The sequence below is a fragment of the Jidongwangia harbinensis genome (assembly GCF_020216025.1).
GTDB lineage: Bacteria > Actinomycetota > Actinomycetes > Mycobacteriales > Micromonosporaceae > Actinoplanes > Actinoplanes harbinensis.
Map to the genome: position 1 here is coordinate 115,255 of NZ_JAIWNC010000022.1, position 21,747 is coordinate 137,001.

General features: G+C 73.6%; 21 protein-coding genes, 2 tRNA genes and 1 pseudogene. 14 read left to right on the forward strand and 10 right to left on the reverse strand.

Annotated elements, in window-relative coordinates; genetic code table 11:
- Positions 1-145: 145 nt before the first annotated feature.
- The 3 genes and pseudogenes from LDL48_RS25420 to LDL48_RS25430 all read right to left on the reverse strand — a co-directional run.
- Positions 146-1,627, reverse strand: a complete 1,482-nt coding sequence (locus tag LDL48_RS25420; RefSeq protein WP_225257727.1) for an alpha/beta hydrolase — start codon at positions 1,625-1,627, stop codon at positions 146-148.
- Positions 1,628-1,640: 13 nt separating this feature from the next.
- Entirely contained in the window at positions 1,641-2,393 is a 753-nt protein-coding gene (locus tag LDL48_RS25425; protein ID WP_225257728.1) for an ABC-2 transporter permease, read from the reverse strand.
- A gap of 80 nt (positions 2,394-2,473) precedes the next feature.
- Positions 2,474-3,118 (reverse strand): annotated as a pseudogene (locus LDL48_RS25430) (ABC transporter ATP-binding protein); the annotation flags it as partial.
- Between the two features lie 151 nt (positions 3,119-3,269).
- On the opposite strand from LDL48_RS25430, the gene LDL48_RS25435 reads away from it, so the two are divergent.
- Both LDL48_RS25435 and LDL48_RS25440 read left to right on the forward strand, forming a co-directional pair.
- Positions 3,270-4,382: a sensor histidine kinase gene (locus LDL48_RS25435; protein WP_225257730.1), complete on the forward strand. Its 1,113-nt coding sequence runs from the start codon at positions 3,270-3,272 to the stop codon at positions 4,380-4,382.
- Positions 4,373-5,014, forward strand: coding sequence for a response regulator (locus LDL48_RS25440; RefSeq protein WP_225257731.1), 642 nt, complete (start codon positions 4,373-4,375; stop codon positions 5,012-5,014). Before LDL48_RS25435 ends, LDL48_RS25440 begins: the two co-directional genes overlap by 10 nt.
- Here LDL48_RS25440 and LDL48_RS25445 read toward each other — a convergent pair.
- Positions 4,995-5,735: an isocitrate lyase/PEP mutase family protein gene (locus tag LDL48_RS25445; protein ID WP_225257732.1), complete on the reverse strand. Its 741-nt coding sequence runs from the start codon at positions 5,733-5,735 to the stop codon at positions 4,995-4,997. The two genes, LDL48_RS25440 and LDL48_RS25445, sit on opposite strands and share 20 nt — an antisense overlap.
- Positions 5,736-5,801: 66 nt before the next feature.
- On the opposite strand from LDL48_RS25445, the gene LDL48_RS25450 reads away from it, so the two are divergent.
- From LDL48_RS25450 to LDL48_RS25470, 5 genes are all read left to right on the forward strand, one after another.
- Positions 5,802-6,761, forward strand: a complete 960-nt coding sequence (locus LDL48_RS25450) for an ArsR/SmtB family transcription factor (protein WP_225257733.1) — start codon at positions 5,802-5,804, stop codon at positions 6,759-6,761.
- A 49-nt stretch (positions 6,762-6,810) separates the two neighbouring features.
- Entirely contained in the window at positions 6,811-8,877 is a 2,067-nt protein-coding gene (locus LDL48_RS25455; protein ID WP_225257734.1) for a TRAP transporter permease, read from the forward strand.
- Positions 8,874-9,878, forward strand: coding sequence for a TAXI family TRAP transporter solute-binding subunit (locus tag LDL48_RS25460; RefSeq protein ID WP_225257735.1), 1,005 nt, complete (start codon positions 8,874-8,876; stop codon positions 9,876-9,878). Before LDL48_RS25455 ends, LDL48_RS25460 begins: the two co-directional genes overlap by 4 nt.
- Before the next feature lie 816 nt (positions 9,879-10,694).
- Positions 10,695-10,768, forward strand: a tRNA-Leu gene (locus tag LDL48_RS25465).
- 14 nt (positions 10,769-10,782) lie between these two features.
- Positions 10,783-10,857, forward strand: a tRNA-Leu gene (locus LDL48_RS25470).
- A 187-nt stretch (positions 10,858-11,044) separates the two neighbouring features.
- On the opposite strand, the gene LDL48_RS25475 is transcribed toward LDL48_RS25470, so the two are convergent.
- Both LDL48_RS25475 and LDL48_RS25480 read right to left on the reverse strand, forming a co-directional pair.
- Positions 11,045-11,839, reverse strand: a complete 795-nt coding sequence (locus tag LDL48_RS25475) for an SDR family NAD(P)-dependent oxidoreductase (protein WP_225257736.1) — start codon at positions 11,837-11,839, stop codon at positions 11,045-11,047.
- Between the two features lie 53 nt (positions 11,840-11,892).
- A complete protein-coding gene (locus LDL48_RS25480; RefSeq protein WP_225257737.1) occupies positions 11,893-12,924 on the reverse strand; it encodes a fatty acid desaturase family protein in 1,032 nt (343 codons plus the stop codon).
- A gap of 114 nt (positions 12,925-13,038) precedes the next feature.
- On the opposite strand from LDL48_RS25480, the gene LDL48_RS25485 reads away from it, so the two are divergent.
- Together LDL48_RS25485 and LDL48_RS25490 are read left to right on the forward strand one after the other, a co-directional pair.
- A complete protein-coding gene (locus LDL48_RS25485; RefSeq protein WP_225257803.1) occupies positions 13,039-14,337 on the forward strand; it encodes a sensor histidine kinase in 1,299 nt (432 codons plus the stop codon).
- Entirely contained in the window at positions 14,289-14,924 is a 636-nt protein-coding gene (locus LDL48_RS25490) for a response regulator transcription factor (protein WP_225257738.1), read from the forward strand. The genes LDL48_RS25485 and LDL48_RS25490 overlap by 49 nt, the downstream gene beginning before the upstream one ends.
- Here LDL48_RS25490 and LDL48_RS25495 read toward each other — a convergent pair.
- The 3 genes from LDL48_RS25495 to LDL48_RS25505 all read right to left on the reverse strand — a co-directional run bounded on the left by LDL48_RS25495 (position 14,905) and on the right by LDL48_RS25505 (position 17,206).
- Positions 14,905-15,999 (reverse strand): WD40/YVTN/BNR-like repeat-containing protein, encoded by a 1,095-nt coding sequence (locus tag LDL48_RS25495; RefSeq protein WP_225257739.1) that lies wholly within the window; start codon positions 15,997-15,999, stop codon positions 14,905-14,907. The two genes, LDL48_RS25490 and LDL48_RS25495, sit on opposite strands and share 20 nt — an antisense overlap.
- An 11-nt stretch (positions 16,000-16,010) precedes the next feature.
- Positions 16,011-16,448: a GNAT family N-acetyltransferase gene (locus LDL48_RS25500; RefSeq protein ID WP_225257740.1), complete on the reverse strand. Its 438-nt coding sequence runs from the start codon at positions 16,446-16,448 to the stop codon at positions 16,011-16,013.
- 422 nt (positions 16,449-16,870) lie between these two features.
- Positions 16,871-17,206, reverse strand: a complete 336-nt coding sequence (locus LDL48_RS25505) for a hypothetical protein (RefSeq protein ID WP_225257808.1) — start codon at positions 17,204-17,206, stop codon at positions 16,871-16,873.
- Here LDL48_RS25505 and LDL48_RS25510 point away from each other — a divergent pair.
- The 4 genes from LDL48_RS25510 (at position 17,201) to LDL48_RS25525 (ending at position 19,886) form a co-directional block, all read left to right on the forward strand.
- The gene (locus LDL48_RS25510; protein ID WP_255628953.1) at positions 17,201-17,647 is read left to right on the forward strand and encodes a GGDEF domain-containing protein; all 447 of its coding nucleotides are present in this window, start codon (positions 17,201-17,203) and stop codon (positions 17,645-17,647) included. The genes LDL48_RS25505 and LDL48_RS25510 overlap by 6 nt on opposite strands.
- A gap of 47 nt (positions 17,648-17,694) precedes the next feature.
- Positions 17,695-18,036: an ArsR/SmtB family transcription factor gene (locus LDL48_RS25515; protein ID WP_225257741.1), complete on the forward strand. Its 342-nt coding sequence runs from the start codon at positions 17,695-17,697 to the stop codon at positions 18,034-18,036.
- Positions 18,033-18,515 carry an SRPBCC family protein gene (locus LDL48_RS25520; RefSeq protein WP_225257742.1) on the forward strand — a complete coding sequence of 161 codons (483 nt, stop codon included), beginning with the start codon at positions 18,033-18,035 and terminating at the stop codon, positions 18,513-18,515. The genes LDL48_RS25515 and LDL48_RS25520 overlap by 4 nt, the downstream gene beginning before the upstream one ends.
- 195 nt (positions 18,516-18,710) lie before the next feature.
- Positions 18,711-19,886, forward strand: a complete 1,176-nt coding sequence (locus tag LDL48_RS25525) for a S8 family peptidase (RefSeq protein ID WP_225257743.1) — start codon at positions 18,711-18,713, stop codon at positions 19,884-19,886.
- Between the two features lie 14 nt (positions 19,887-19,900).
- Here LDL48_RS25525 and LDL48_RS25530 read toward each other — a convergent pair whose 3' ends face one another.
- Positions 19,901-20,749, reverse strand: a complete 849-nt coding sequence (locus tag LDL48_RS25530; RefSeq protein WP_225257744.1) for an NAD-dependent epimerase/dehydratase family protein — start codon at positions 20,747-20,749, stop codon at positions 19,901-19,903.
- A 38-nt stretch (positions 20,750-20,787) separates the two neighbouring features.
- Between LDL48_RS25530 and ligD the strand changes: the two genes are divergently transcribed.
- Positions 20,788-21,747 carry a non-homologous end-joining DNA ligase gene (gene ligD / locus LDL48_RS25535; protein ID WP_225257745.1) on the forward strand — a complete coding sequence of 320 codons (960 nt, stop codon included), beginning with the start codon at positions 20,788-20,790 and terminating at the stop codon, positions 21,745-21,747.

The window sequence follows — 21,747 nt, forward strand, 5'->3', positions numbered from 1 at the left end:
TTCGATGAAAAGGATGACCATCGTGACCGTCTGTCCGCGCCGGACCATGACCATCAAACTGGAACCTGTGGTTCATCGACTCGGTGTACTTCGCGAAGAACCAGGTGCTCGACACGGTGGACGACGCCGCCCACCGACCCGTTGCTCACTCGGCGCAGTCCCGGTCCGTCCGGGGCAGGTGACCACTGACGAGGTACGCGTCCACCGTGTCGTCCACGCACGGCGCGCCGCGGAACCGGTAGACGCCGTGGGTGCGGGCGCCGGTCAGCACGACCAGGCGGGAGGACGTCAGCGCCCGGTGCAGCGCGCGCGCCTCCGGCAGTTGCGAGTTGACGTCCTTCTCGGCCTGCACGATCAGGGCCGGCACGTCGTTGCCGACCCGGACCGGCGCCTCCCGCGGGGTGTCCGGCCACGCGGCGCAGGGCGTGACGGTGCGGGCGACCGGCTCGAACAGCGGGCCGGCCGCCCGATGCGCCTGCACGTCCCGCCAGTACCACTCCGGGTCCCGGGACACCGGGGCGTCGCCGCACAGGATCGCGGTCTGGGCGCTGTGCCGGGCGGACCCGTCGCCGGTGAGCAACGACGCGAGACGTTCCGCCAGGCCCTCGGTGGGTTCCGCGGGGTGTCCGGCGACCGCCCGGGCCAGCAGCGCCACCACGGTGGCCAACTCGTCGTCGTCCGCGTCGTCGCTCAGCGGGCCGAGCAGCAGGGCCGGCAGCACGGTGTCGTCCACCCGGAAGTCGCCGACCCGGAGCGGCCGGCGGGCGGACGCCGCGTACACCCGGTGGATCGTGTCCAGGACGGCCTGGGCCGTCGTACCCAGGTGGTGTTCGGCGTCCCGGGTGGCCGCCCAGGCGGCCCATTCGCGCAGCGCGGCCTCGCGTCCCGGCGCGGTGCTGCGCAACGTCCGCGTGCCGGGCGACGCCGGGTCGATCGCGCTGTCCAGGACCATCCGGTCGACCCGGTGCGGGAACAGCTGGGCGTAGACCGCCCCGAGGTAGGAGCCCTGCGAATAGCCCAGGTAGGAGAGCCGCTCGTCGCCCAGCGCGGCGCGGACCCGGTCCAGGTCGCGGGCCAGGTTGGCGGTCGACGCGTGCGGGATCAGCGCCCGCTCGGTGCGTCCGCACCGGGCGGCCAGGTCCCGGGCCAGTGCGGTCGTCCGGTCGAAGCCGCGGCGGTCCCGGCCGGCCGATCGTGGCAGCCAGTGCGCCGGCCAGCCGCAGTCGATCGGGGTGCTGCGCCCGGCGAAGCGCGGATCCATGCCGATCAGGTCGAACCGCGCGCCGGCCGCGCCGATCGCGGCACGGGCGTCCGGTACGACGCTCAGCACCGGGCTGGCCGGACCACCCAGGTTGAGGACCAGGGCGCCGATCCGGTGTACCGGGTCCGGCGCCCTGCTGCGGGCGATCGCCACGGTGATCGTCCGGCCGCGCGGCCGGGTGTGGTCGAGCGGCACGGTGACGTCGGCGCAGTCGACGCCGGCGGCGTCCAGGGCCCGGCCGGTGTCGTCGCCGGGGCCGAGTGTGCACCGGTGCCAGGCGATCCCGCCGGTGCCCGGAGTCGCGGTGGCCGGTGCGGCGACCAGGCAGAGCCCGGCGGTGAGCGCGGTGGTGAACACCTTCTTCACGGCGGATCTCCGTTCAGACGTCGCGGCGGCGGACGCGCCACGCGGCGAGGGCGAGGAGAACGACGGTGTAGAGCGCGAACAGCGCGAACCCGGCCCACGGCGACAGGTAGTAGGGGTCCGGCCGGACGATGACGACCGCCTGCCCGGCCGGCGCCGGCAGGTACTTCGCCACGTCCCGGTAGACGTCGTCGGGCAGGAACCCGACCGTCATCTGCAGCGCAAACAGTGCGCCGAACAGTGCCGCGACCGCACCGGCGGTGCTGCGCAGAAGAGCGCCCAGGGCGAGCCCGAGCAGCGCCACCACGGTCAGGTACAGCGCGGCCCCGACCACCGCGCGCAGCACCCCGGGTGCGGTGAGGGACACGTTCAGACCCTCCGGCGCCAGCACCGACTGGCCGGCGAGGAACGCGACGACCACCGCCGGCAGGCTCACCGCGAAGGTGCCGGCCGCGACCACCACGGCCTTGCCGAGAAGCACGGGGGTACGCCGGGGAACCGCGGTGAACGTGGTCCGGATCAGGCCGGTGGCGTACTCGCCGGTGACCGCCAGCACCCCGAGCACGCCGACCGCGATCTGCGCGACCTGCACCCCGGACAGGCTCGCCGCGGTGGCGTCGAACGCCGACGGGTCGGCCGGCGGCCGGCTCGCCCGGACCATCGCGTAGAGGATGCCGACGCCGGCCACCAGCACCAGCGCGCTGAGCAGCGTCCAGCCGGTGGAGGCGGTGGAGCGGAACTTGGTGAACTCCGCGCGGACCACGCTCATCTCCGGCCTCCCCGGTACTCCACCGCGTCCGCGGTCAGGTGCACGAACGCCTCCTCCAGAGAGGACCGGCCGGAGTCGGCGACCAGCTGGTCCAGGGACGCGTCGGCGAGCAGCCGGCCCCGGCCGATGACCACCACGTGGTCGGCGGTCAGCGCCATCTCGCTCATCAGGTGCGACGACACGAACACCGTGCGGCCGTCCGCGGCCAGGTCGCGCAGCAGCCCGCGGACCCAGCGGATGCCCTCGGTGTCCAGGCCGTTGAGCGGTTCGTCGAGGATCAGCGTGCCGGGGTCGCCGAGCAACGCGACCGCGATGCCGAGCCGCTGTTCCATGCCGAGCGAGAACGTCCCGGCCCGGCGCCGCGCCACGTCCGCCAGCCCCACCGCGTCGATGACGTCCAGCACCCGGGACCGCGGGATCCGGTTGCTCTGGGCCAGCGCGAGCAGGTGGTGGTACGCGCTGCGGCCCGGGTGGACGGCCCGCGCCTCGAGCAGCGCACCGACCCGGGTCAGCGGCCGGTCGTGCTCCGCGTACCGGCGGCCGTCGACGGTCACCGTGCCCGCGGTCGGCGCGTCCAGTCCCAGGATCAGCCGCATCGTGGTCGACTTGCCGGCCCCGTTCGGTCCCAGGAAACCGGTGACCACGCCCGGCCGTACCGTGACTGTCAGATCGTCGACGGCCACCGTGCCGCCGAACCGTTTGGTCAGGCCCTTCGCCTCGATCATCGTTCGCCCCCTTCGTGTCGGGGGCTACGTTTCCGTGGCGGCGGCCCCCGGTCAGTGGGGCGGGCGCGCCGTCCGGGGTGGGGTTTTCCGCACCCCCACCGGCGGGTACGCCGGATAGCCTCGAACGCGTGCCGGCCCGAACGTTGACGTCATGACCGCACCGGCGACCTCCCGCGTCGCGTGGCACCTGGTCTCCGGCGGCCTGCTCGCCGCCGCGACCGGTGCCACGCTGATCCTCATCCTGCTCGCCTGGATCGCCGCGATCCTGAGCCTGATCGAGGGGCCGACCGGCGCGCCGATCCTGGTCTGGATCTACGCCGGCACCGTGCCGGTCGGCCCGTTCGCGCTGCTCTGGGCGGCCGGCACCTTCGCCGTCCGGCAGCGGGCCCGGTTCCGGCGCACCCTGGGCGTGGACATCCCGGCGCCCGCGCCGCCCCGGGTCCGCGGCTGGTGGCGGCTGGTCGAACCGTGGCGCACCGCCGGCACCTGGCGCCGGCTCCTGTTCCACCTGTACGCGGTGGCGGTGGACGTACCCGGGACCCTGCTGGTCGTGGCCCCGCCCGCAGCGCGCCGCCTGGCCCGCCTGGATGTGCGCCTGGCCCGCGCGCTGCTCGGCCCGGGCCGGGCCGAGCAACTGGCCGAGCGGGTCGAGACGCTGGCCCGCAGCCGCGCCGAGGTGATCGCGGCGACCGACGCGGAACGCCGCCGGATAGAACGCGACCTGCACGACGGCACCCAGCAGCGGCTGGTGTCGCTGGCGATGAACCTGGGCCTGGCGCGCCGGTCGCTGCCGCCGTCGCCGGAACGGTCCGCGATCGAGGCGGCGCACGACGAGGCGGTGGCCGCGCTCACCGAGCTGCGCGAGTTCGTCCGCGGGCTGCACCCGGCCGTGCTCGACGAGCGGGGCCTGGACGCGGCGATCTCCGGCATCGCCGCCCGGGCGCCGCTCTCCGTGCGGGTACTCGTCGACGTGACGCCGCGCTGCCCGCCGCCGATCGAGGCGATCGCCTACTTCACCGTCTCCGAGGCGCTGACCAACGTGGCCAAGCACGCGTCCGCCACGCGGGCCGCGGTCGTCCTGCGCCGGGCGGACGACCGGCTGCGCATCGAGGTCACCGACGACGGCCGGGGCGGCGCGGTGGCGGACGCCGACGGCGGGCTGGCCGGGCTGGCGCACCGGGCCGCGGCGGTGGACGGCACGATGAGCGTGCACAGTCCCGCCGGGGGACCGACCACCGTGACCGTGGAGCTGCCATGCGGGTAGTGCTCGCCGAGGACTCCGTCCTCCTGCGCGCCGGTCTCGGGAAGCTGCTCGCCGCCGGCGGGTTCGAGGTGGTGGCCGCGGTCGGCGACGGCCCGGCACTGCTCGCCGCGGTCGCCGCGCACCGGCCCCAGCTGGCGGTGATCGACGTCCGGATGCCGCCCACGCACACCGACGAGGGCATCCAGGCGGCGCTGGTGATCCGCCGCCTGCACCCGGAGGTGGCGGTCCTGGTGCTGTCCCAGTACGTCGAGGAGCGCTACGCCACCGACCTGCTCGGCAGCTCCACCAGCGCGGTCGGCTACCTGCTCAAGGACCGGGTGGCGCACGTGGACGAGTTCCTGGACACGCTGCGCCGGGTGGCCGCGGGCGGCACCGCGCTGGATCCGGAGGTCGTCGCGCAACTCCTGGTCCGCCGCCGCGACGACTGGCGCGACCGCCTCACCCCACGGGAGGCCGAGGTGCTGCGGCTGATGGCCGAGGGCCGCTCCAACGCGGGCATCGTGGAGGCGTTGCGGGTCAGCCACAGCGCGGTGGAGAAGTACGTCAGCAACATCTTCGCCAAGCTGGACCTGCCGCCCACCGACACCGACCACCGCCGGGTCCTGGCGGTGCTCAAGTTCCGGGACGGCTGACCAGCCCGTTCAGCGTGCCGTAGTCGGCGCCCGCCGGCACCGCCAGTTCCCGGGCCACCCGGGCGACCAGCCCGTACGCCGCCTGCGCGACCGACGAGCCGAAGCTGATCCGGGCCACGCCGAGCGCGGCCAGGTCGGCGACCGGCGGCGCGCCCGGCCCGACCATCACGTTCACCGGCGCCGGAATCCGCGCCACCAGCTCCCGGATCGTCGCCGGATCGGTGACCCCGGGGACGAACACGCCGTCCGCGCCGGCCCGCAGGTAGACCTCTGCCCGGTGCACGGTCTCGTCCAGCCCGCCGGTGCCGAACAGGAACGTGTCGATCCGGGCGTTCACGAACAGGGCGCCGCCGGCCCTGCGCGCCTCCGCGATGCGGGCGCGCTGCTCCTCGACGGTGCACCGGCCGTCCTCCAGGTTGATCCCGGCCGCGCCGGCCGCCACCACCCGCCCCACCGTGTCGGCCACCGCGCCGTACCCGGACTCGATGTCCGCGGTCACCGGCACGGTCACCGCGGCGCAGATCCGGGACACCGCGGCCACCGCCGACTCCCGGTCGAGCGCGTCGCCGTCCGGGGCGCCGAGGCTCCACGCGACGCCCGCGCTGGTGGTGGCGACGGCCGCGGCCCCGGCCGCCTCGACGATCCGGGCGCTGGCCACGTCCCAGGCGTTGACCAGGACGAGCGGCTTACCGGGCACGTGCAGGGAACGGAAGTCGGTCATCGGTCCAGTCTTGGTGACCGGCCCCCGCGGCCGTACTGTTTCAGCCCTGACTAAAAGGAGCGGACCATGGTCGCGATCGGGTTGTCGGCCGGAGCGGTCGCCCGGATCCGCTTCGCGGTGTCCGGCCTCTGGGAGGTGGTGGCCGCCGTCCGGGTGCTGCGCGACCCCGGCAGCCACGCCGTGCACCTGCCGTGGGCCCGGCGGACCGGCCCACTGCTCGACCCGGTCGGACTGCTCTGGGACCTGATCCCACGGGAACCGGCGTACCTGCCGGACTTCCTCACCCCGCCGCCCGCCGGGCTGACCGCCGACCTGGACGCCGAACTGGCCGTGCTGCGCGCCACCCCGCCCGCCGTGGTCCGGGCCGACCTGGACCGGTACGGCGTCCGCACTCCCCGGGTCCGCCACCTGCACGCCGACCCGGCCGCCGGACTGGACCGGCTGGCCGGGGAGATCGCCGCGTTCTGGCGGGTGGCCCTCGCCCCGGACTGGCCGCGGATCGTCGCGCTGCTGGACGCCGACGTGTTCACCCGGGCCCGCCGCCTCGCCGCCGACGGCGCCGCCGGACTGCTCAACGACCTGCACGAACGGGTCAGCTGGACGGACGGGACGTTGTCCGTGGACAAGCGCCACTGCACCGCGCCGGACGTCGGCGACGGCAGCGGACTGGTGCTGGTGCCGTCCGCGTTCGTGTGGCCGGCGGTCCTCGGCATCTTCGCCGGTGACGTGCCGCAACTGGCGTACCCGGCGCGCGGGGTGGCCACGCTCTGGGAGCCGCCGACCGGCGATCCGGGCGCGCTGGCCGCGGTGCTCGGCCGCGGGCGGGCCCGGCTGCTGCTGGCCGCGGACGGGCCGGTGTCGACGACCGAACTGGCCCGGCGGACCGGGATGACCGCGGGCGGCGTGTCCCAGCACCTGGCCGTGCTGCGCGCCGCCGGGCTGGTGGCGGCGCACCGGGCCGGCCGGACCGTCCTCACCGTACGGACCCCGCTGGCCGAGGCGCTGCTGGCCGGCGCGCCCGGGTAGGCGGCCGGGGAGCGGTTACAAAGGGCGGACCACATAGTAGGGTCCGGTCATGGTCAACGGTCGACCTCCGGCCGACCCGGCGCCGGACGCCGCGGAGTCGCCGCGCCCGGTGTCCACCGTGGAGGCGACGGTGCCAGCGGCCGGGGACGGACCGGCGGCCGTGCACTACGACGACGAGGAACGCCCCGCCCGTGCCCTCACCGGCCCGGTCGCGCTGGGCGTCTCGATCGTGGCGGCACTGGTCGCCGTGCTGGTGCTGTGGCAGGTGTTCCGGCCGCTCGCCCAGGGCAGCCAGTACTACCTGATCATCTTTCTGGCCGGGACGCTGCCGCTGGTCTTCCTCGTGTACCGCTCCGGCGTCCGGTGGCGCAACCGGGAACGCCGGGACGCGCCCACCGTGGTGGACTGGCTGCTCGCCGCGACCACGCTGCTGGTCTGCCTCTACCCGCTCAACCCGGCGAACGGCGGGTACGACGGCTTCCTGTCCCGGCAGGGCCTGCTCGAGCCGGTCGACGTGGCCGTCGGCGCGGTGCTGCTGGTGCTGGTCGTCGAGGCGTGCCGCCGCACCACCGGCTGGGCGCTGCCGATCGTCTGCCTGGCCTTCCTCGCCTACGGCTACTACGGCGGCCTGCTCCCGCAGACCTGGGACGTGGCCCACGTCGGGCTGGACTTCGCCCAGATCGTCGACGCGCTCTACAACTCCGGCAGCGGCTTCTACGGCACCCCGCTCGACGTCGCCGCCACGTACATCGTGCTGTTCACCATCTACGGCGCCGTGCTGGACCTCTCCGGCGCCAGCCGGTTCTTCGTGGACCTCTCGGTCGCCGCGTTCCGTAAGTCGCGCAGCGCGGCGGGGCGTACCGCCGTCGCGGCCGGGTTCCTGCTCGGCACGGTCTCCGGATCCGGCACTGCCACCGCGGTCAGCGTCGGCGCGGTGACCTGGCCGATGCTGCGCCGCGCCGGCTACCCACCGGAACAGGCCGGCGGCATGCTGGCCGCGGCCGGGGTGGGCGCCATCCTGTCGCCTCCGACGCTCGGCGCCGCCGCGTTCATCGTGGCCGAGTACCTCAACGTGTCGTACCTGACCGTCCTCGGCTGGGCGATGATCCCGACCGTCCTGTACTACCTGGGCATCCTGCTCGCCGTGGAGATCGACGTGCGGCGGTTCGACGTCCGGTCCATCGAGGTTCCGGCCGCCTCCGCGTGGCGGCTGCTGGCCCGGTTCGGCTACCACTTCTCGTCGCTCGTGCTCATCGTCGTACTCCTGGCCCTGGGTCTGAGCGCGACCCGCGCGGTGGTCTACGCCACCGTCCTGGCCGCCGCCCTGTCCTTCCTGGACCGGCGCAGCTGGCTCACCCCGCGCCGGCTGTTCGAGGCCCTGGCCGCCGGCGTCCGCGGTGTGCTGCCGGTGGTCGCGGTCTGCGCCGCGGCCGGCATCATCACCGCCACCACCACCAAGACCGGACTGGGCGCGCAGCTCGCCTCGCTGCTGGTCCGCGGCGCCCGCGCGGTCACCGACAACCCGACCGCGGTCCTCGCCCTCACGGTCGTGCTGGCCGCGGTCGCGCTGGCCATCCTCGGCCTGGCCGTGCCGGTGACCGCCAGCTTCATCATCGGCTGGGTGATCATCGGCCCGGCGCTGCTCGCGCTCGGCGTCTCCGCGCCCGCCGCCGCCATGTTCGTCTTCTACTACTCGGTGCTCAGCGAGGTCACCCCGCCGACCGCCCTCGCCGCGGTCGGCGCCAGCGCGATCACCGGCGGCCGGACCGTGCCCACCATGTGGCAGGCCCTGAAGTACGCGCTGCCCGCGTTCCTCGCCCCGATCGCGTTCGTGCTCACCGACCCCGGCGAGTACCTGCTGGCCCGCGGCCCGGTCACCGGCGTGCTGTGGGCGACCGCGGTGGCCGTCCTCGCCGTCCTGGGCCTGGCGGTCGCCACCGGCGCCTGGGTGCCCGGCATCGGGCCGGCCGGCATCCCGACCCGGGTCCTGGCCGGCGTGGCCGGGCTGCTGCTGCTCTACCTGGCGCCGGTCACCATCGCGGCCGGAGTCGCCGCGCTCGCCGTCGCCGCGGGACTCGCCATCATCGCCAAACGAACGGGGAGGCAACCGACATGAGAAGAACCCTTGCCACCATCACCGCCGCAACCCTGGCGGTGACCGCCGCGACGGCCTGCGGCGGCCGGCAGGACGCCGCCACCACCGACGCCGGCGGGGACGTCACCTGCGAGGTCGCCAACGAGACCCGGGTCGGCATCGCCACCGGCAACGCCACCGGCGTCTACTTCGCACTCGGCAACGCGTACGCCGCGCAGCTGAGCGCCACCGGCGGCAAGGTCAAGGCCACCGCGTCCGAGACCGGCGCCTCGGTGCAGAACATCCAGCAGCTCGTCGCGGGCAGCTTCGACGTCGCCTTCTCCCTCGCCGACACGGCCGCCGACGCGGTCAACGGCACCGGCAGCTTCACCGCCAAGCAGCCGGTCGCCGCGATCTCCCGGATCCACACCAACTACACCCAGGTGATCGTGCGCAAGGCCGCCGGCATCTCCGACGTGGCCGGGATGCGCGGCAAGCGGGTCTCCACCGGCTCGCCGAAGAGCGGCACCGAGGTCATCGCCAACCGCGTCCTCACCGCCGCCGGCCTCGACCCCGCGGCGGACGTGAGCGCGCAGAAGCTCGACCTCACCAAGACCGTCGACGGCATCAAGGAAGGCACGATCGACGCCATGTTCTGGTCCGGCGGCCTGCCCACCCCCGGCGTGACCGACCTGATGACCACGTCGGCGGCGCAGGTGGAGTTCCTCGACATCACGCCCCTGCTCCCCGAACTCCAGAAGATCAACCCGGTGTACGAGGCCGGCACGATCCCCGCCGCCACGTACAAGACCGCGGCCGACGTGAAGACCATCGTCGTGCCCAACATGCTGCTGGTCCGGGAGAACCTGGACGCCAACGTGGCGTGCGTGCTGACGAAGGCGCTGTTCGACCGGAAGCAGCAGCTGGAGCAGGCCACCGCGGCGGCCAAGGAGATCAGCCTGGAGAAGGCCCGGCTGACCGACCCGGTGCCGTTGCACCGCGGCGCGACCAAGGCCCTGGACGACCTGGCCGCCCCCAAGTAACCCCGTCCCGCCGCTGCCGCCCCGCCCCGCCCCGCGGCGGGGCGGCGGAGCCGCGCGGTATGGGTTTGGAGCGCGGAGTGCCCCGCGCGGGGCGCCAGTAGGGGTGTGTCGGGTTGTGGTGCGGAGCGCGCCGCGGCTCTGCACGCCGTGCTGAAAGTGAGGGCGTGTGTCGAGTTCCGGTGCGGGGCGCGCCGTCACTCCCCACGCCGCGGCCGGAAGAACTGGGAAGCGGCACGGCGGTGCGCACACGTAAGCCGCGTCGGCGAGCGAAGAATGCGGCCGCAGAAGAACTGCCCCGGAAAAGGGATTGCCGTCGGCTGGTGCCCGCTCTATTGTCGTAACTCGACCACGACTTCAAATGCAGGGAGACCGAGATGTTCCGCCGGACCGTTCACGACGCGCGTTGGCTATCGCCGCGCCGTCCGGTCGTGCGGGGCCGGCTCGGCGAATCCCTCCTGGGCACGGCACAGCTTAACGGCCGTGTGTGCCACCTCAGCAACCTTCTCCTCGGATCGGGCAGGCCGCGCGGATAGCGCGCCGGAAACGGCACCGCCGCCGCCCCATCCCACCGGGATCGGGCGGTTTTTAATGCCCCGACCATTTACATAACTGCATTTTTTTTCGACCTCGCGGCTCGTGGGGGGAATCGGCACGCACGTGGGCCGATCACGGGCCGCAACAGGTGCGGGAACGAAAAGCGGAGGCCCGGCGCGGGCCGGCTGCGGCGGGTACCACGACCGCCGGGCTCGCTGGCCGGGAACACTTGCGCTACCCGGCCAACGCGACGGACCGCCGCCTTTCGTTCCCGCGCCGCACGCCCTCGTAGCCCAACTGGGAGAGGCCCGGCGGTGAGAACGCCGGTGGTGCGCGTTCGACTCGCGCCGAGGGCACGGCTCCGACACCCGCCCGGGTAGCCCAACTGGCAGGAGGCACGCCGTTCAGGACGGCGACAGTGCGCGTTCGAATCGCGCTCCGGGTACGGCGCGGCATGCCGTTCAAGATGGCGACAGTGCGCGTTCGAATCGCGTTCCGGGTACGACGTGGCACGCCGTTCAAGATGGCGACAGTGCGCGTTCGAATCGCGTTCCGGGTACGACGTGGCACGCCGTTCAAGATGGCGACAGTGCGCGTTCGAATCGCGCTCCGGGTACGGCGCGGCGGCCGGCTCAGGTGGTGACCCTGAGCCAGCCGCCGTCGATGTAGTAGGTGGAGCCGACGCAGTAGCTCGCCCTGTCCGAGCACAGGAACACGAACAGGTTCGCGATCTCCTCGGGGTCGGCGAACCGGCCGATCGGGGCGTTGTCGTCCGCCACCTTCTGCAGGTGCTCCTGCCACGAGACGTCGGTGTCCGCGGTGAGCAGCTTCGCGGTCTTCGCCCAGTCCGGCGTCATGACCAGGCCGGGGTTCACCGCGTTCACCCGGATGTTGTCGCCGATCAGCTCGTTCGCCAGGCACTTGGAGAACATCACCAGCGCGGCCTTGGTGACGTTGTAGATCGGCTCGTAGCCCAGAGGCTGCGTGGCGCAGATCGACGCGTTGTGCAGGATCACCCCGCCGCCGCGGGACTTCATGCCGGGGGCGAGCGCGCGGGCCAGGCGGACCGCGGCCATCACGTGCAGATCCCAGTACGCCTGCCAGCGCTCGTCCGGCGCCTCGAGGATCGTCTCCTCGCTCCCGGTGCCGGCGTTGTTGATCAGGATGTCGGCGCCGCCGTACTCGGTGCCGACCGCGTCGACCAGGGCGGCCGTGCCCGCCTCGGTGGCGACGTCGGCGGCGGTGGCGGTGACCCGTACCCCGAACTCGTCTTGCAGCCCGGCCGCGACGGTGGCCAGCCGGTCCGCGTCGCGGGCGCACAACGCCAGGTCGGCGCCCTCGGCGGCGAGGCCGCGGGCGATCGCCAGGCCGATCCCGACGCTGCCTCCGGTGATCACCGCGACCTTGCCCCGCAACTGCAGATCCATGGGTACCTCCGAGATCGTTCCGCCGAGGCACCCAGGATCGCAGCCGGCCCGGCTCAGCGGGCGGCGTACTCCGCACGGGCCGGCTCGCCGACCTCGTGCAGGTGCTGCAGGGCCTGCCGGTACGACTCGATCAGCCCGGTCTCGGCGTAGGGCACGCCGATCTCCGCGCAGTAGGCCCGCACGATCGGCTGGGCCCGGCGCAGGTTCGGGCTGGGCATGGCCGGGAACAGGTGGTGCTCGATCTGGTAGTTCAGCCCGCCCAGTGCCACGTCGGTGAGCCGGCCGCCGCGCACGTTGCGGGACGTCAGCACCTGCTTGCGGAGGAAGTCCTCGTCGCCGGTGGGGTGCGGCATGCCCTTGTGGTTGGGCGCGAACGTCATGCCCAGGTACACCCCGAACACCGCCTGGTGCAGCACCAGGAACGCCACCGCCTGCAGCGGGGACAACACCAGGACCAGAGCGCCGAGGTACGCCACCAGATGCGCCGTCAGCAACACCGCCTCCAGCCCGCGGTGTTTCATGCCGCCGCCGGCCAGGGCCCGGACGCTGGACACCTTGAGGTTGACGCCGAGCAGCGTGAGCAGCGGAAAGAACAGGCCCGCCTGGTGCCGGGTGAGGAAACCCTTGACGCCGCGCCGCCCGGAGCCCGCCTCCCGGGTCCAGATCAGGATGTCCGGCGCCACGTCCGGGTCCAGGTCGTCGTGGTTCGGATTGTTGTGGTGGCGGGTGTGCTTCTCCATCCACCAGCCGTAACTCATCCCGATCGCCAGGTTCCCGGCCAGCCGGCCGAGGACCTCGCCGGGTCGCCGGGTCCGGAAGACCTGCCGGTGCGCCAGGTCGTGCGCGACCAGCGCCACCTGGGCGAACGCGATCGCCAACCAGACCGCCACGGCCAGCTGCCACCAGGACGAGCCGAGCAGCGCGAAGGCCGTCCACCCACCGATCAGCATCGCGGCCACGACGGAGAGGCGCAGCGCGTAGTAGCCGGGGCGCCGGGTCAGCAGACCCTCGGCCGACACCCGGCGGGCCAGGACGGCGAAGTCACTTCCGGCCGCGGACCGGGCCGGTTCCATGGTGAGCGTCATGCCTACCAGCGAACCGGACGGCGGCCGGCGGCACAGGAGTGCCACGTCCCCGCGGTCGGTGGTGCTGACACCACCGACCCGCATGCCGTCGTCGGCCAGAATGAGCGGGTGGACATGGCCGAGACCGACGTACGGGCGATCCGCTGGGCGCAGGAGGGCCTGCGTGCCCTGCGGGACGGCCTGGCCGTCGTCGGGCTGTCCCTGGTCAACGTGCCGCTGCTCGTGCTCACCGTGGTGGCGCTGGTGCTCAGCCCGCTCCCGGTGGCCGGGCCGGCGGCGCTGCACGGTGTCACCGCGCTGGTCCGCCGCCGCACCGACCTGCAGCGCCGGCTGGCCGCGCGGGCCGGGGTGCCGATCCGGCGGCCGTACCGTCCGATGCCGCCGCGGGGGCTGACCGGCTGGGCGCGGTTCCGCTGGATCGTCACCGACCCGGCGACGTGGCGGGACGTGGCCTGGCTGGTGCCCGGGACGGTCACCGGGATCGTGCTGGGACTGCTCTCGCTGGCGCTGCCGCTGTACGGGCTGCAGGGGCTGACCCTGCTGCCGCTCTGGCTGTACCTGGGCACCGACTGGTACGGCTACGGCGTGTTCTGGCCGATCGAGACCGTCGGGGAGGGCTGGCTGTCGGCGCCGCAGGGTGTGGTGTTCCTGGCCGTCGGGCTGGCCGTCGCGCCGTGGTTGCGCTGGGTGGACGCCCAGTTCGCCCGGCTGTTCCTGGCACCCACCCGGGCGGCCGAGTTGCGGCTGCGGGTCACCCGGCTGACCGAGACCCGGGCCGACACGGTGGACGCCCAGGCCGCCGAGCTGCGCCGGATCGAACGGGACCTGCACGACGGCGCGCAGGCCCGCCTGGTGTCGCTGGGCATGACCATCGGGCTGGCCGAGGAACTGGTGGAACGCGACCCGGCCGCGGCGCGCAAACTGCTGGCCGAGGCCCGGGAGTCGAGCACCACGGCGCTGGTCGAGCTGCGGCACCTGGTTCGCGGCATCCACCCGCCGGTGCTGGCCGAGCGCGGGCTGGACGGCGCGGTCCGGGCGCTGGCGCTGAGCCTGCCGGTGCCGACCACGGTGGACAGTGACGTGTCCGGGCGGGCGGAGACGCCGGTGGAGTCGGCGGCCTACTTCGCGGTCGCCGAGGCGCTGACCAACGTGGCCCGGCACAGCGGTGCCCGCCGGGCCTGGGTGAGCCTGCGGCACGCGGAGCAGACGCTGGTGCTGACGGTCGGCGACGACGGCGCCGGCAACGCCGATCCGGAGGGCGGCACCGGCCTGCGGGGGATCGAACGCCGCCTCGCCGCGTTCGATGGCACGATGACGCTGTCCAGCCCGCCGGGTGGACCGACCGTCGTGACCATGGAGCTGCCGTGCGTGTTGTCATCGCCGAAGACCTCGCCCTCCTCCGGGACGGACTGACCCGTCTGCTGGAGGCGTTCGACTTCGAGGTGGTCGCGGCGGTGGACAACGGTCCCGCGCTGCTGCCGGCGCTGATCGAGTACCGCCCGGACGTGGCGGTGGTGGACGTGCGGCTGCCGCCCACGTTCACCGACGAGGGGCTGCAGGCGGCGATCGCCGCGCGTACCGAGGTGCCGGGGTTGCCGATCCTGGTCCTGTCCCAGCACGTGGAGCCGTTGTACGCCCGCGAGCTGCTCACCGACCGCAAGGGCGGCGTCGGTTACCTGTTGAAGGACCGGGTGGCCAACGTGGGGCAGTTCGTCGACGCGGTGCGCCGGGTGGCCGGCGGCGGCACCGCGATGGACCCCGAGGTGGTGTCCCAGTTGCTGGCCCGCAGCGAGCCGCTGGCGGTGCTGACCGGCCGGGAGCGGGAGGTGCTGGGTCAGATGGCGGAGGGCCGGTCCAACGCGGCGATCGCGGCGAAGCTGTTCATCACCGAGAAGGCGATCAGCAAGCACATCAACAACATCTTCACGAAGCTGGACCTGCCGCCGTCGGAGGACGACAACCGGCGGGTACTGGCCGTGCTCACGTACCTGAATTCCTGAGCCAGCGCAGCTTCGCCACCCGGCCCTGCTCGCCGGACGCCCAGCAGGACCGGTCCGGCGCGCAGACGACCGCATCGAAGCTGCCGGCGTCGAACCGCTGCCAGGTGTGCCCGCCGTCGCGGCTGAGGTCGCTGCCGGTGGGGCCCACGGTCAGCGCCAGCGGTCCGCGGCCCACCCAGTCCGCCCCGGACCGGTACGCGCCCGGCACGCCGGCCGACGTGGTCCAGGTGCGCCCGCCGTCGCGGCTGGTCGCGCTGCCCTGCGGCGCGGTCTCCGGAACCGCGTAGTCGCCGCCCACCGCGATCCCGTGCCGCGGGTCGCGGAAGGCCAGGCTGTAGATCCCGGCGCTGGGGCCGCTCGGCACCGGGGAGTCGGTGACCCGCCAGGTGCGCCCGCCGTCCGCGGTGGCGAACACCCGCGCCCGTTCGCCGCCGCCGGTGGCGAACCAGGCCCGGCCGGCGCCGCCCCGGTCCGCGGTGACCAGGCAGGTGCCGCTGGCCGCGAACGCGAACTCGCCGGGCAGCGCGTCCGGCATGCCGGCGGTCGGCTGCACCCGCCAGGTCCGCCCGCCGTCGGGCGTGGCGAGGATGCGGAACTTGCCGCCCACCGGATCGGACAGGGCCAGACCGTGCCGGCGGTCGGTGAACGCGAGGCAGTCGTAGAACGCGGCCGGGTCGGTGTTGCGGAACGTCTCGGTCCAGGTGCGGCCGCCGTCCGCGGTGGCGTAGAGCCGGGACTGGTCGCCCTCGCCGATGGTCAGCGCCACCGCGTGCCGGGCGTCGAACGCCTCGATGTCGCGGAACTGCAGCTCCGCCGTGCCCGGCGGGTCGACCCGCTGCCAGGTGCGGCCACCGTCCACAGTGCGCAGGATGGTGCCGGCGGACCCGGCGACCCACGCCACCCGGTCGTCGACCGGTGCGAGGCCACGGAACCGGGCGGTGACCCCGGTGTCGGTCACCTGCCACGACGGCTCGCGGCCGTCGGTGATCTCGCGGCTGCCGGCGGCGAAGCCGCCCGACGTGGCGAGGATCAGCATTCCCAGTGCGGCGGCGGAAACGGTACGCAGCGACCTCATGGTGCGGGAACTTACCGGACCCCGCCGACATCGGCAGCCGTTGATCGGCCGGTCAGCCGCAGGACCCCGGCCGCGGTCGGCCGGAAGCCGCACCGGTCCAGGTAGAACGTGCTCAGATGGTCCTCGAAGTCGACGTGCAGCCAGGCGCACCCGGCGGCCGTCACGTCCGCGACCGCGGCCCGCACCAGGCCGGTGCCGACGCCCCGGTGCTGCCAGCCGGGGTCGACCGCGGTGTCCAGCAGGAAGGCGTGCTCGCCGCCGTCCCAGCAGACCTGGACGAAGCCGATCAGCCGCCCGGCGTCGCGGGCGCCGATCCAGGTGAGCGCGTGCCGGTCCAGCCGCGCCGCCCAGGGCGTCACCCGCTGCGCGTCACCGCCGAACGCCCGGGCGTGCAGATCGGACAGTTCCTCGTCGTCGACCGGGAAGCGGGACACATAGTCGATCGGCATCCGCCCACGGTAGGCGATCCGGCCCGGCGCGCAGCTTGCCCGGTATGCGGCCTTGGACCGGCGAGATCTAGCGCCTCCAAGGTCTGCCGCGCACCGCAGGTTTTGAGCGCGGCGGTTCCGGGGCGTCGCCGTGGCCCACGCCGGCTGACCCACCCACGGTCCGGGGCCGCCGCCGGACTGCTGCGCGAGGTCCGACGGGAGCGGGTCGGCGTACCCCGGGATCTGTCTTCCGGCGATCGGCCGGCCGCGTCCGGTTCCTGACCGAATTCTGGTTCAGGACGGCCCGATCCTGCCGATGACCCGGGGCCGAGGAGGCGATTGATGCGGGTCCGCAACGGCATGACTGTGGTCGTCAGCGTGGTGTTGGTGCCGGTCGCGGCGCTCGCCGTGCCGGTGGGGTGCCGATGATCGCGGCGGTGGTGCTAGGCGTGCTGGCCGTCGGCGTGGCCGGCATCCTGCTGCTCGGTCGCCGTACCCGGTTTCGCCGGCGCCGGCCCGACCAGCGGCCCGGCCAGCGGCCTGACCAGCGGCCTGACCAGCGGCCTGACCAGCGGCCTGACCAGCGGCCTGACCAGCGGCCTGACCAGCAGCCCGACCAGCGGCCCGACCAGCGGCCCGACCAGCGGCCCGACCAGCGGCCCGGCCAGCGGGCCGATCTGTCGGCCGGCCAGCGGGCCGACCCGCGGTTCGGGGAGCCGCTCGACCAGAAGGCGCAGCTCGACCCGCTCACCGGCCTGCCCAACCGCCGGCGCATGCATGACGCGCTCGGCTCGACGCTGGCCCGGGACGCGGTCGCGGTGCTCTTCGTCGACCTGGACGGGTTCAAGCCGGTGAACGACGCGCACGGCCACGAGGTCGGCGACGAGTTGTTGCGCCAGGTCGCGGCCCGGCTCAGCGCCTGCGTCCGGGAGCAGGACGTGCTCTCCCGGGTCGGCGGCGACGAGTTCGTGGTGCTGATGCCGGGCGTGGCGACGGCGGCGGACGCGGAGTCGATGATGTACCGGGTGCGGGACGCGCTCTTCGCGCCGTTCACCGTGCACGGGCGCCGCATCCGGATCGGCGCCAGCGTCGGCGTACACCTGGCTCCCTCGGACAGCGACCCGGACCAGGCCCTGCGCGCCGCCGACGAGGCGATGTACGAGGCGAAGCGGCAGGGCGGGGATCGCCGGACCGGCGGCCGGCACCGCGCCGATCCCTGACCCGTCGCCCTTGTGCCGGGCGGCCGGGCGGACTAACGTACAACCACATGGTTGTAGGTGACGCGGAGGCGGACCGGATCTTCCACGCCCTCGCGGACGCCACCCGGCGGGACATCGTCGCCCGGGTGATCCGCGAGGAGCAGTCCGTCTCCGGGCTGGCGCGGCACTACGCCATGAGTTTCGCGGCGGTGCAGAAGCACGTCGCGGTGCTGGAGCGGGCGGCGCTGGTCACCAAGGTGCGGCGCGGCCGGGAGCAGGTCGTGCACGCCGACCTCACCGCGGTGCGCCAGGTGGCCCGGCTGCTGGACGCGTACGAGAAGTTGTGGCGGCACCGCGCCCGGAGCATCGAGCAACTGCTGTCCGAAGACCGAGAAGGGGACGAATCATGACCGTGGTGAGTGCGCACAAGGACGTCGAGGCGGGGACCATGACGTTCGTCGCCGAGTTCGACGCGAGCGTCGAGCGGGTGTGGGAGGTGTGGCAGGACCCGCGCCGGCTGGAGCGGTGGTGGGGTCCGCCGACCTGGCCGGCCACGTTCGAGCGGCACGACTTCGTGGTCGGCGGCCAGTCCCGGTACTCCATGACCGGGCCGGCCGGGGAGAAGGCGCGCGGCTGGTGGACGGTCACCGCGATCGAGGCGCCGCACCGGCTGGCGTTCGACGACGGCTGTGCCGGTGACGACGGCGAGCCGCTGGACACGATGCGGGCCTCGCACACCGTGGTCACCATCGAGGCGACCGGCACCGGCGCCCGGATGACCGCGGTCTCCATGTTCGACAGCGCCGAGCAGCTGGAGCAGGTGGTCGAGCGGGGCGCCGAGGAGGGCATGCGGCTCGCCATGGGCCAGATCGACGAGGTGCTCGCCTAGGCCGACACCTGGACCTCGCCTCGCTCCGGCCCCCATTTCGAAGCACGCCCAACACTGAAACATTCTCATTTATCGATCAGCCTGTTAGCGTCACCTTACGCAGTCAGCCGGTCGCGGAGCGCCAGGTCGACACGATGGCCTGCGCCCGCGGCCACGTCGTGGGAGGCGCAGATGGGTCGTTCGGTTCGATGGTGTGTGGCGGTCACGACCGCCGCGCTGGTGGGGATCGCCGGAGGGCCGGCGGCGGCGCACGCCGCGCCGGCCGAGGCGGCCGTGGCCGCGGTGCCCGGTGCGGAGGTCGTGCCGGACAGCTACATCGTGGTGCTGAAGCCGGCCCGGGACGCGGTCGCCGGGCAGGCCCGCGCGCTGGCCGGCCGGCACGCGGCGACGCTGACGGCGACGTACCGGCACGCGCTGCGCGGTTTCGCCGCCACAATGGGCGCCCAGCAGGCCCGGCGGATGGCGGCCGACCCGGCGGTCGCGTACGTGCAACCCGACGTGGTGCACCACGCCACCGACACCCAGGCCAACCCGCCGTCGTACGGCCTGGACCGGGTGGACCAGCGCAACCGGCCGCTGGACAGCTCCTACACCTATCCCCGCACCGCCCCGGACGTGCGCGCCTACATCATCGACACCGGCATCCGGGTCTCCCACGGCGACTTCGGCGGGCGCGCGACCAGCGGCTTCGACGCGGTGGACGGCGGCGCGGCGGACGACTGCAACGGCCACGGCACCCACGTGGCCGGCACGGTCGGCGGCACCGGGTACGGGCTGGCGAAGAGCGTGCAGCTGGTCGCCGTGCGCGTGCTGGACTGCCAGGGCCGCGGCACCACCGCGCAGGTGGTCGCCGGCATCGACTGGGTGACCGCCAACGCGACGCGCCCGGCGGTGGCGAACATGAGCCTCGGCGGCGGCGCCGACACCGCGCTGGACACCGCGGTACGCAACTCGATCGGCTCCGGGATCAGCTACGCCATCGCGGCCGGGAACGGGCTGCTCGGCCTCTTCCCGCTGGACGCCTGCACCCAGTCCCCGGCCCGGGTGGCCGAGGCGCTGACCGTGTCCGCCACCGACAGCACCGACCGCAAGGCCAGCTGGGCGAACCGCGGCACCTGCGTGGACGTGTTCGCGCCCGGCATCGACATCACCTCGGCGTGGGCCACCGGCGACACCGCCACCAACACCATCAGCGGTACGTCGATGGCCGCACCGCACGTGGCCGGCGCCGCCGCGCTGTACCTCTCGGCCAATCCGGCCGCGACGCCCGCGCAGGTGAGTGGCGCGATCGTGGACAGCGCCACGCCCGGCGTGGTGACCAGCCCGGGCACCGGCTCACCGAACCGGCTGCTCTACACCGGCGCACTCTAGGGCCGAGCGCCTGCTCAGGTGCGCCAGGAGTGCTCCGGCGCGTACCCGAGCAGGCGCTTCGCCTTGTCGATGCCGAGCAGCGTCTCGTGCTCGCCGAGCGGCCGGATCACCGGCACGTCCGGGAAGTACTCGGCGGCCAGGGCGCCGCTGGACTTCTCCATCACGGTGTCCGCGTTCGCGATGATGAAGACCTCCACGCCGGTGCCGTCGTACCCCAGCGCCCGGCGCACCGCCTGGGCGCCGTCGCGGGCGTCGATGTAGCCCCACAGGTTCCAGATCCGCCGGCGCGGATCCTCCTGGAACGACGGGAACGCCGCGTAGTCGCCGGGCTCCATCACATTGGAGAACCGCAGCCCGATCATGGTGAGCGCCGGGTTCCACCGGCAGAACTGCGCCGCCATCTGCTCTTCCAGATGCTTGACCAGGGAGTACGTCGATTCGGGGCGGGCCGGATATTCCTCGTCCACCGGCAGGTACGGCGGCGGCGTGTCGAACGGCAGACCCAGCACCGTCTCGCTGGACGCCCACACCACCCGGGTGATGCCGGCCGTCCGGGCCGCCGCGAACACGTGGTAGGTGGCCGTGGCGTTGTTCGCGAACGTGGCCGCGTTCGCGGTGACGCCGGGCGCCGGGATGGCGGCCAGGTGCACCACCGCGTCGAACGCGCCCGGACCCTCGTCGATGTCGGTCAGCGCGTCCACCACCTGCCCGTAGTCGGTGAGGTCGATACGGACGAAGCGGCCTTGTGGCCGCGGCGGCGGCGCCACGTCCAGGTTCACCACCTCGTGGCCGTGGGCCAGCAGGTCGGCCACCACTGCCCGCCCCAGCTTGCCGCTGCCCCCGGTGACCGCGATCCGGCTCATCTGTGCCTCCTCGGTGATCAGAACGCTAGGTTGAGAGCATGGCCGCCAAGAGTCCCTCGGTGGAGGTAGACGCCGGGAACCACACCGTCCGGGTCTCGAATCCGGACCGGGTCTACTTTCCCGCGCTCGGGCTGACCAAGCTCGACCTGGTCCACTACTACCTGGCGGTCGGCGACGGCATCGTCCGGGCGCTGCGCGAACGGCCGTGCATGCTGCACCGCTTCCCGGACGGGCTGAGCGGTGACAAGGTGCACCAGAAGCGGGTGCCGCACGGCGCCCCGCCGTGGCTGCAGACCGTGCGGGTGACGTTCCCCCGGTACAACCGGCACGCCGACGAACTCTGCGTGACCCAGGTGGCGGACGTGATCTGGGCGGTGCAGATGTCGACCGTCGAGTTCCACCCGTGGAACTCGCGCCGCGCCGACACCGAGAAGCCGGACGAGTGGCGCATCGACCTGGACCCGATGCCGGAGTGCCCGTTCGACCGGGTACGCCGGGTGGCCGGCGTCGCCCGCGAGGTGCTCGACGACCTGGGCATCACCGGCTACCCGAAGACCTCCGGCGGCAAGGGACTGCACGTCTACGTGCGGATCGCGCCGGAGTGGGGATTCGGCGACGTGCGCCGGGCCGCGCTGGCGTTCGCCCGGGAGGTGGAGCGGCGCGCCCCCGAGGACGTGACCACCACCTGGTGGCGGCGCGACCGTGACCCGGAGGCACTGTTCATCGACTACAACCAGAACGCCCGGGACCACACCATCGCGAGCGCGTACTCGGTGCGCGGGGTGCCCGAGGCCACCGTGTCCACACCGGTCACCTGGGACGAGGTCGCCGACGTGGACCCGCGTGACTTCACCGTGCGGACGGTGCCGGAACGCTTCGCGCGGCTGGGCGACCTGCACGCCGGCATCGACGACACCGCGTACCGGCTGGACACGCTCCTACAGTGGGCGGAACGGGACGAACGGTCCGGTCTGGAAGGTCCGGCCGACGCGGAGTAG

Bases quoted from the DNA above. Each gene is read 5' to 3' on its own strand.
- LDL48_RS25445 (WP_225257732.1), bottom strand. From the start codon at position 5,735: ATGACCGACTTCCGTTCCCTGCACGTGCCCGGTAAGCCGCTCGTCCTG.
- LDL48_RS25435 (WP_225257730.1), top strand. From the start codon at position 3,270: ATGACCGCACCGGCGACCTCCCGCGTCGCGTGGCACCTGGTCTCCGGC.
- LDL48_RS25500 (WP_225257740.1), bottom strand. From the start codon at position 16,448: ATGCCGATCGACTATGTGTCCCGCTTCCCGGTCGACGACGAGGAACTG.
- LDL48_RS25520 (WP_225257742.1), top strand. From the start codon at position 18,033: ATGACCGTGGTGAGTGCGCACAAGGACGTCGAGGCGGGGACCATGACG.
- LDL48_RS25455 (WP_225257734.1), top strand. From the start codon at position 6,811: ATGGTCAACGGTCGACCTCCGGCCGACCCGGCGCCGGACGCCGCGGAG.
- LDL48_RS25510 (WP_255628953.1), top strand. From the start codon at position 17,201: ATGCATGACGCGCTCGGCTCGACGCTGGCCCGGGACGCGGTCGCGGTG.
- LDL48_RS25485 (WP_225257803.1), top strand. From the start codon at position 13,039: ATGGCCGAGACCGACGTACGGGCGATCCGCTGGGCGCAGGAGGGCCTG.
- ligD (WP_225257745.1), top strand. From the start codon at position 20,788: ATGGCCGCCAAGAGTCCCTCGGTGGAGGTAGACGCCGGGAACCACACC.
- LDL48_RS25425 (WP_225257728.1), bottom strand. From the start codon at position 2,393: ATGAGCGTGGTCCGCGCGGAGTTCACCAAGTTCCGCTCCACCGCCTCC.
- LDL48_RS25495 (WP_225257739.1), bottom strand. From the start codon at position 15,999: ATGAGGTCGCTGCGTACCGTTTCCGCCGCCGCACTGGGAATGCTGATC.
- LDL48_RS25460 (WP_225257735.1), top strand. From the start codon at position 8,874: ATGAGAAGAACCCTTGCCACCATCACCGCCGCAACCCTGGCGGTGACC.
- LDL48_RS25475 (WP_225257736.1), bottom strand. From the start codon at position 11,839: ATGGATCTGCAGTTGCGGGGCAAGGTCGCGGTGATCACCGGAGGCAGC.
- LDL48_RS25480 (WP_225257737.1), bottom strand. From the start codon at position 12,924: ATGACGCTCACCATGGAACCGGCCCGGTCCGCGGCCGGAAGTGACTTC.
- LDL48_RS25505 (WP_225257808.1), bottom strand. From the start codon at position 17,206: ATGCATGCGCCGGCGGTTGGGCAGGCCGGTGAGCGGGTCGAGCTGCGC.
- LDL48_RS25515 (WP_225257741.1), top strand. From the start codon at position 17,695: ATGGTTGTAGGTGACGCGGAGGCGGACCGGATCTTCCACGCCCTCGCG.
- LDL48_RS25440 (WP_225257731.1), top strand. From the start codon at position 4,373: ATGCGGGTAGTGCTCGCCGAGGACTCCGTCCTCCTGCGCGCCGGTCTC.
- LDL48_RS25450 (WP_225257733.1), top strand. From the start codon at position 5,802: ATGGTCGCGATCGGGTTGTCGGCCGGAGCGGTCGCCCGGATCCGCTTC.
- LDL48_RS25530 (WP_225257744.1), bottom strand. From the start codon at position 20,749: ATGAGCCGGATCGCGGTCACCGGGGGCAGCGGCAAGCTGGGGCGGGCA.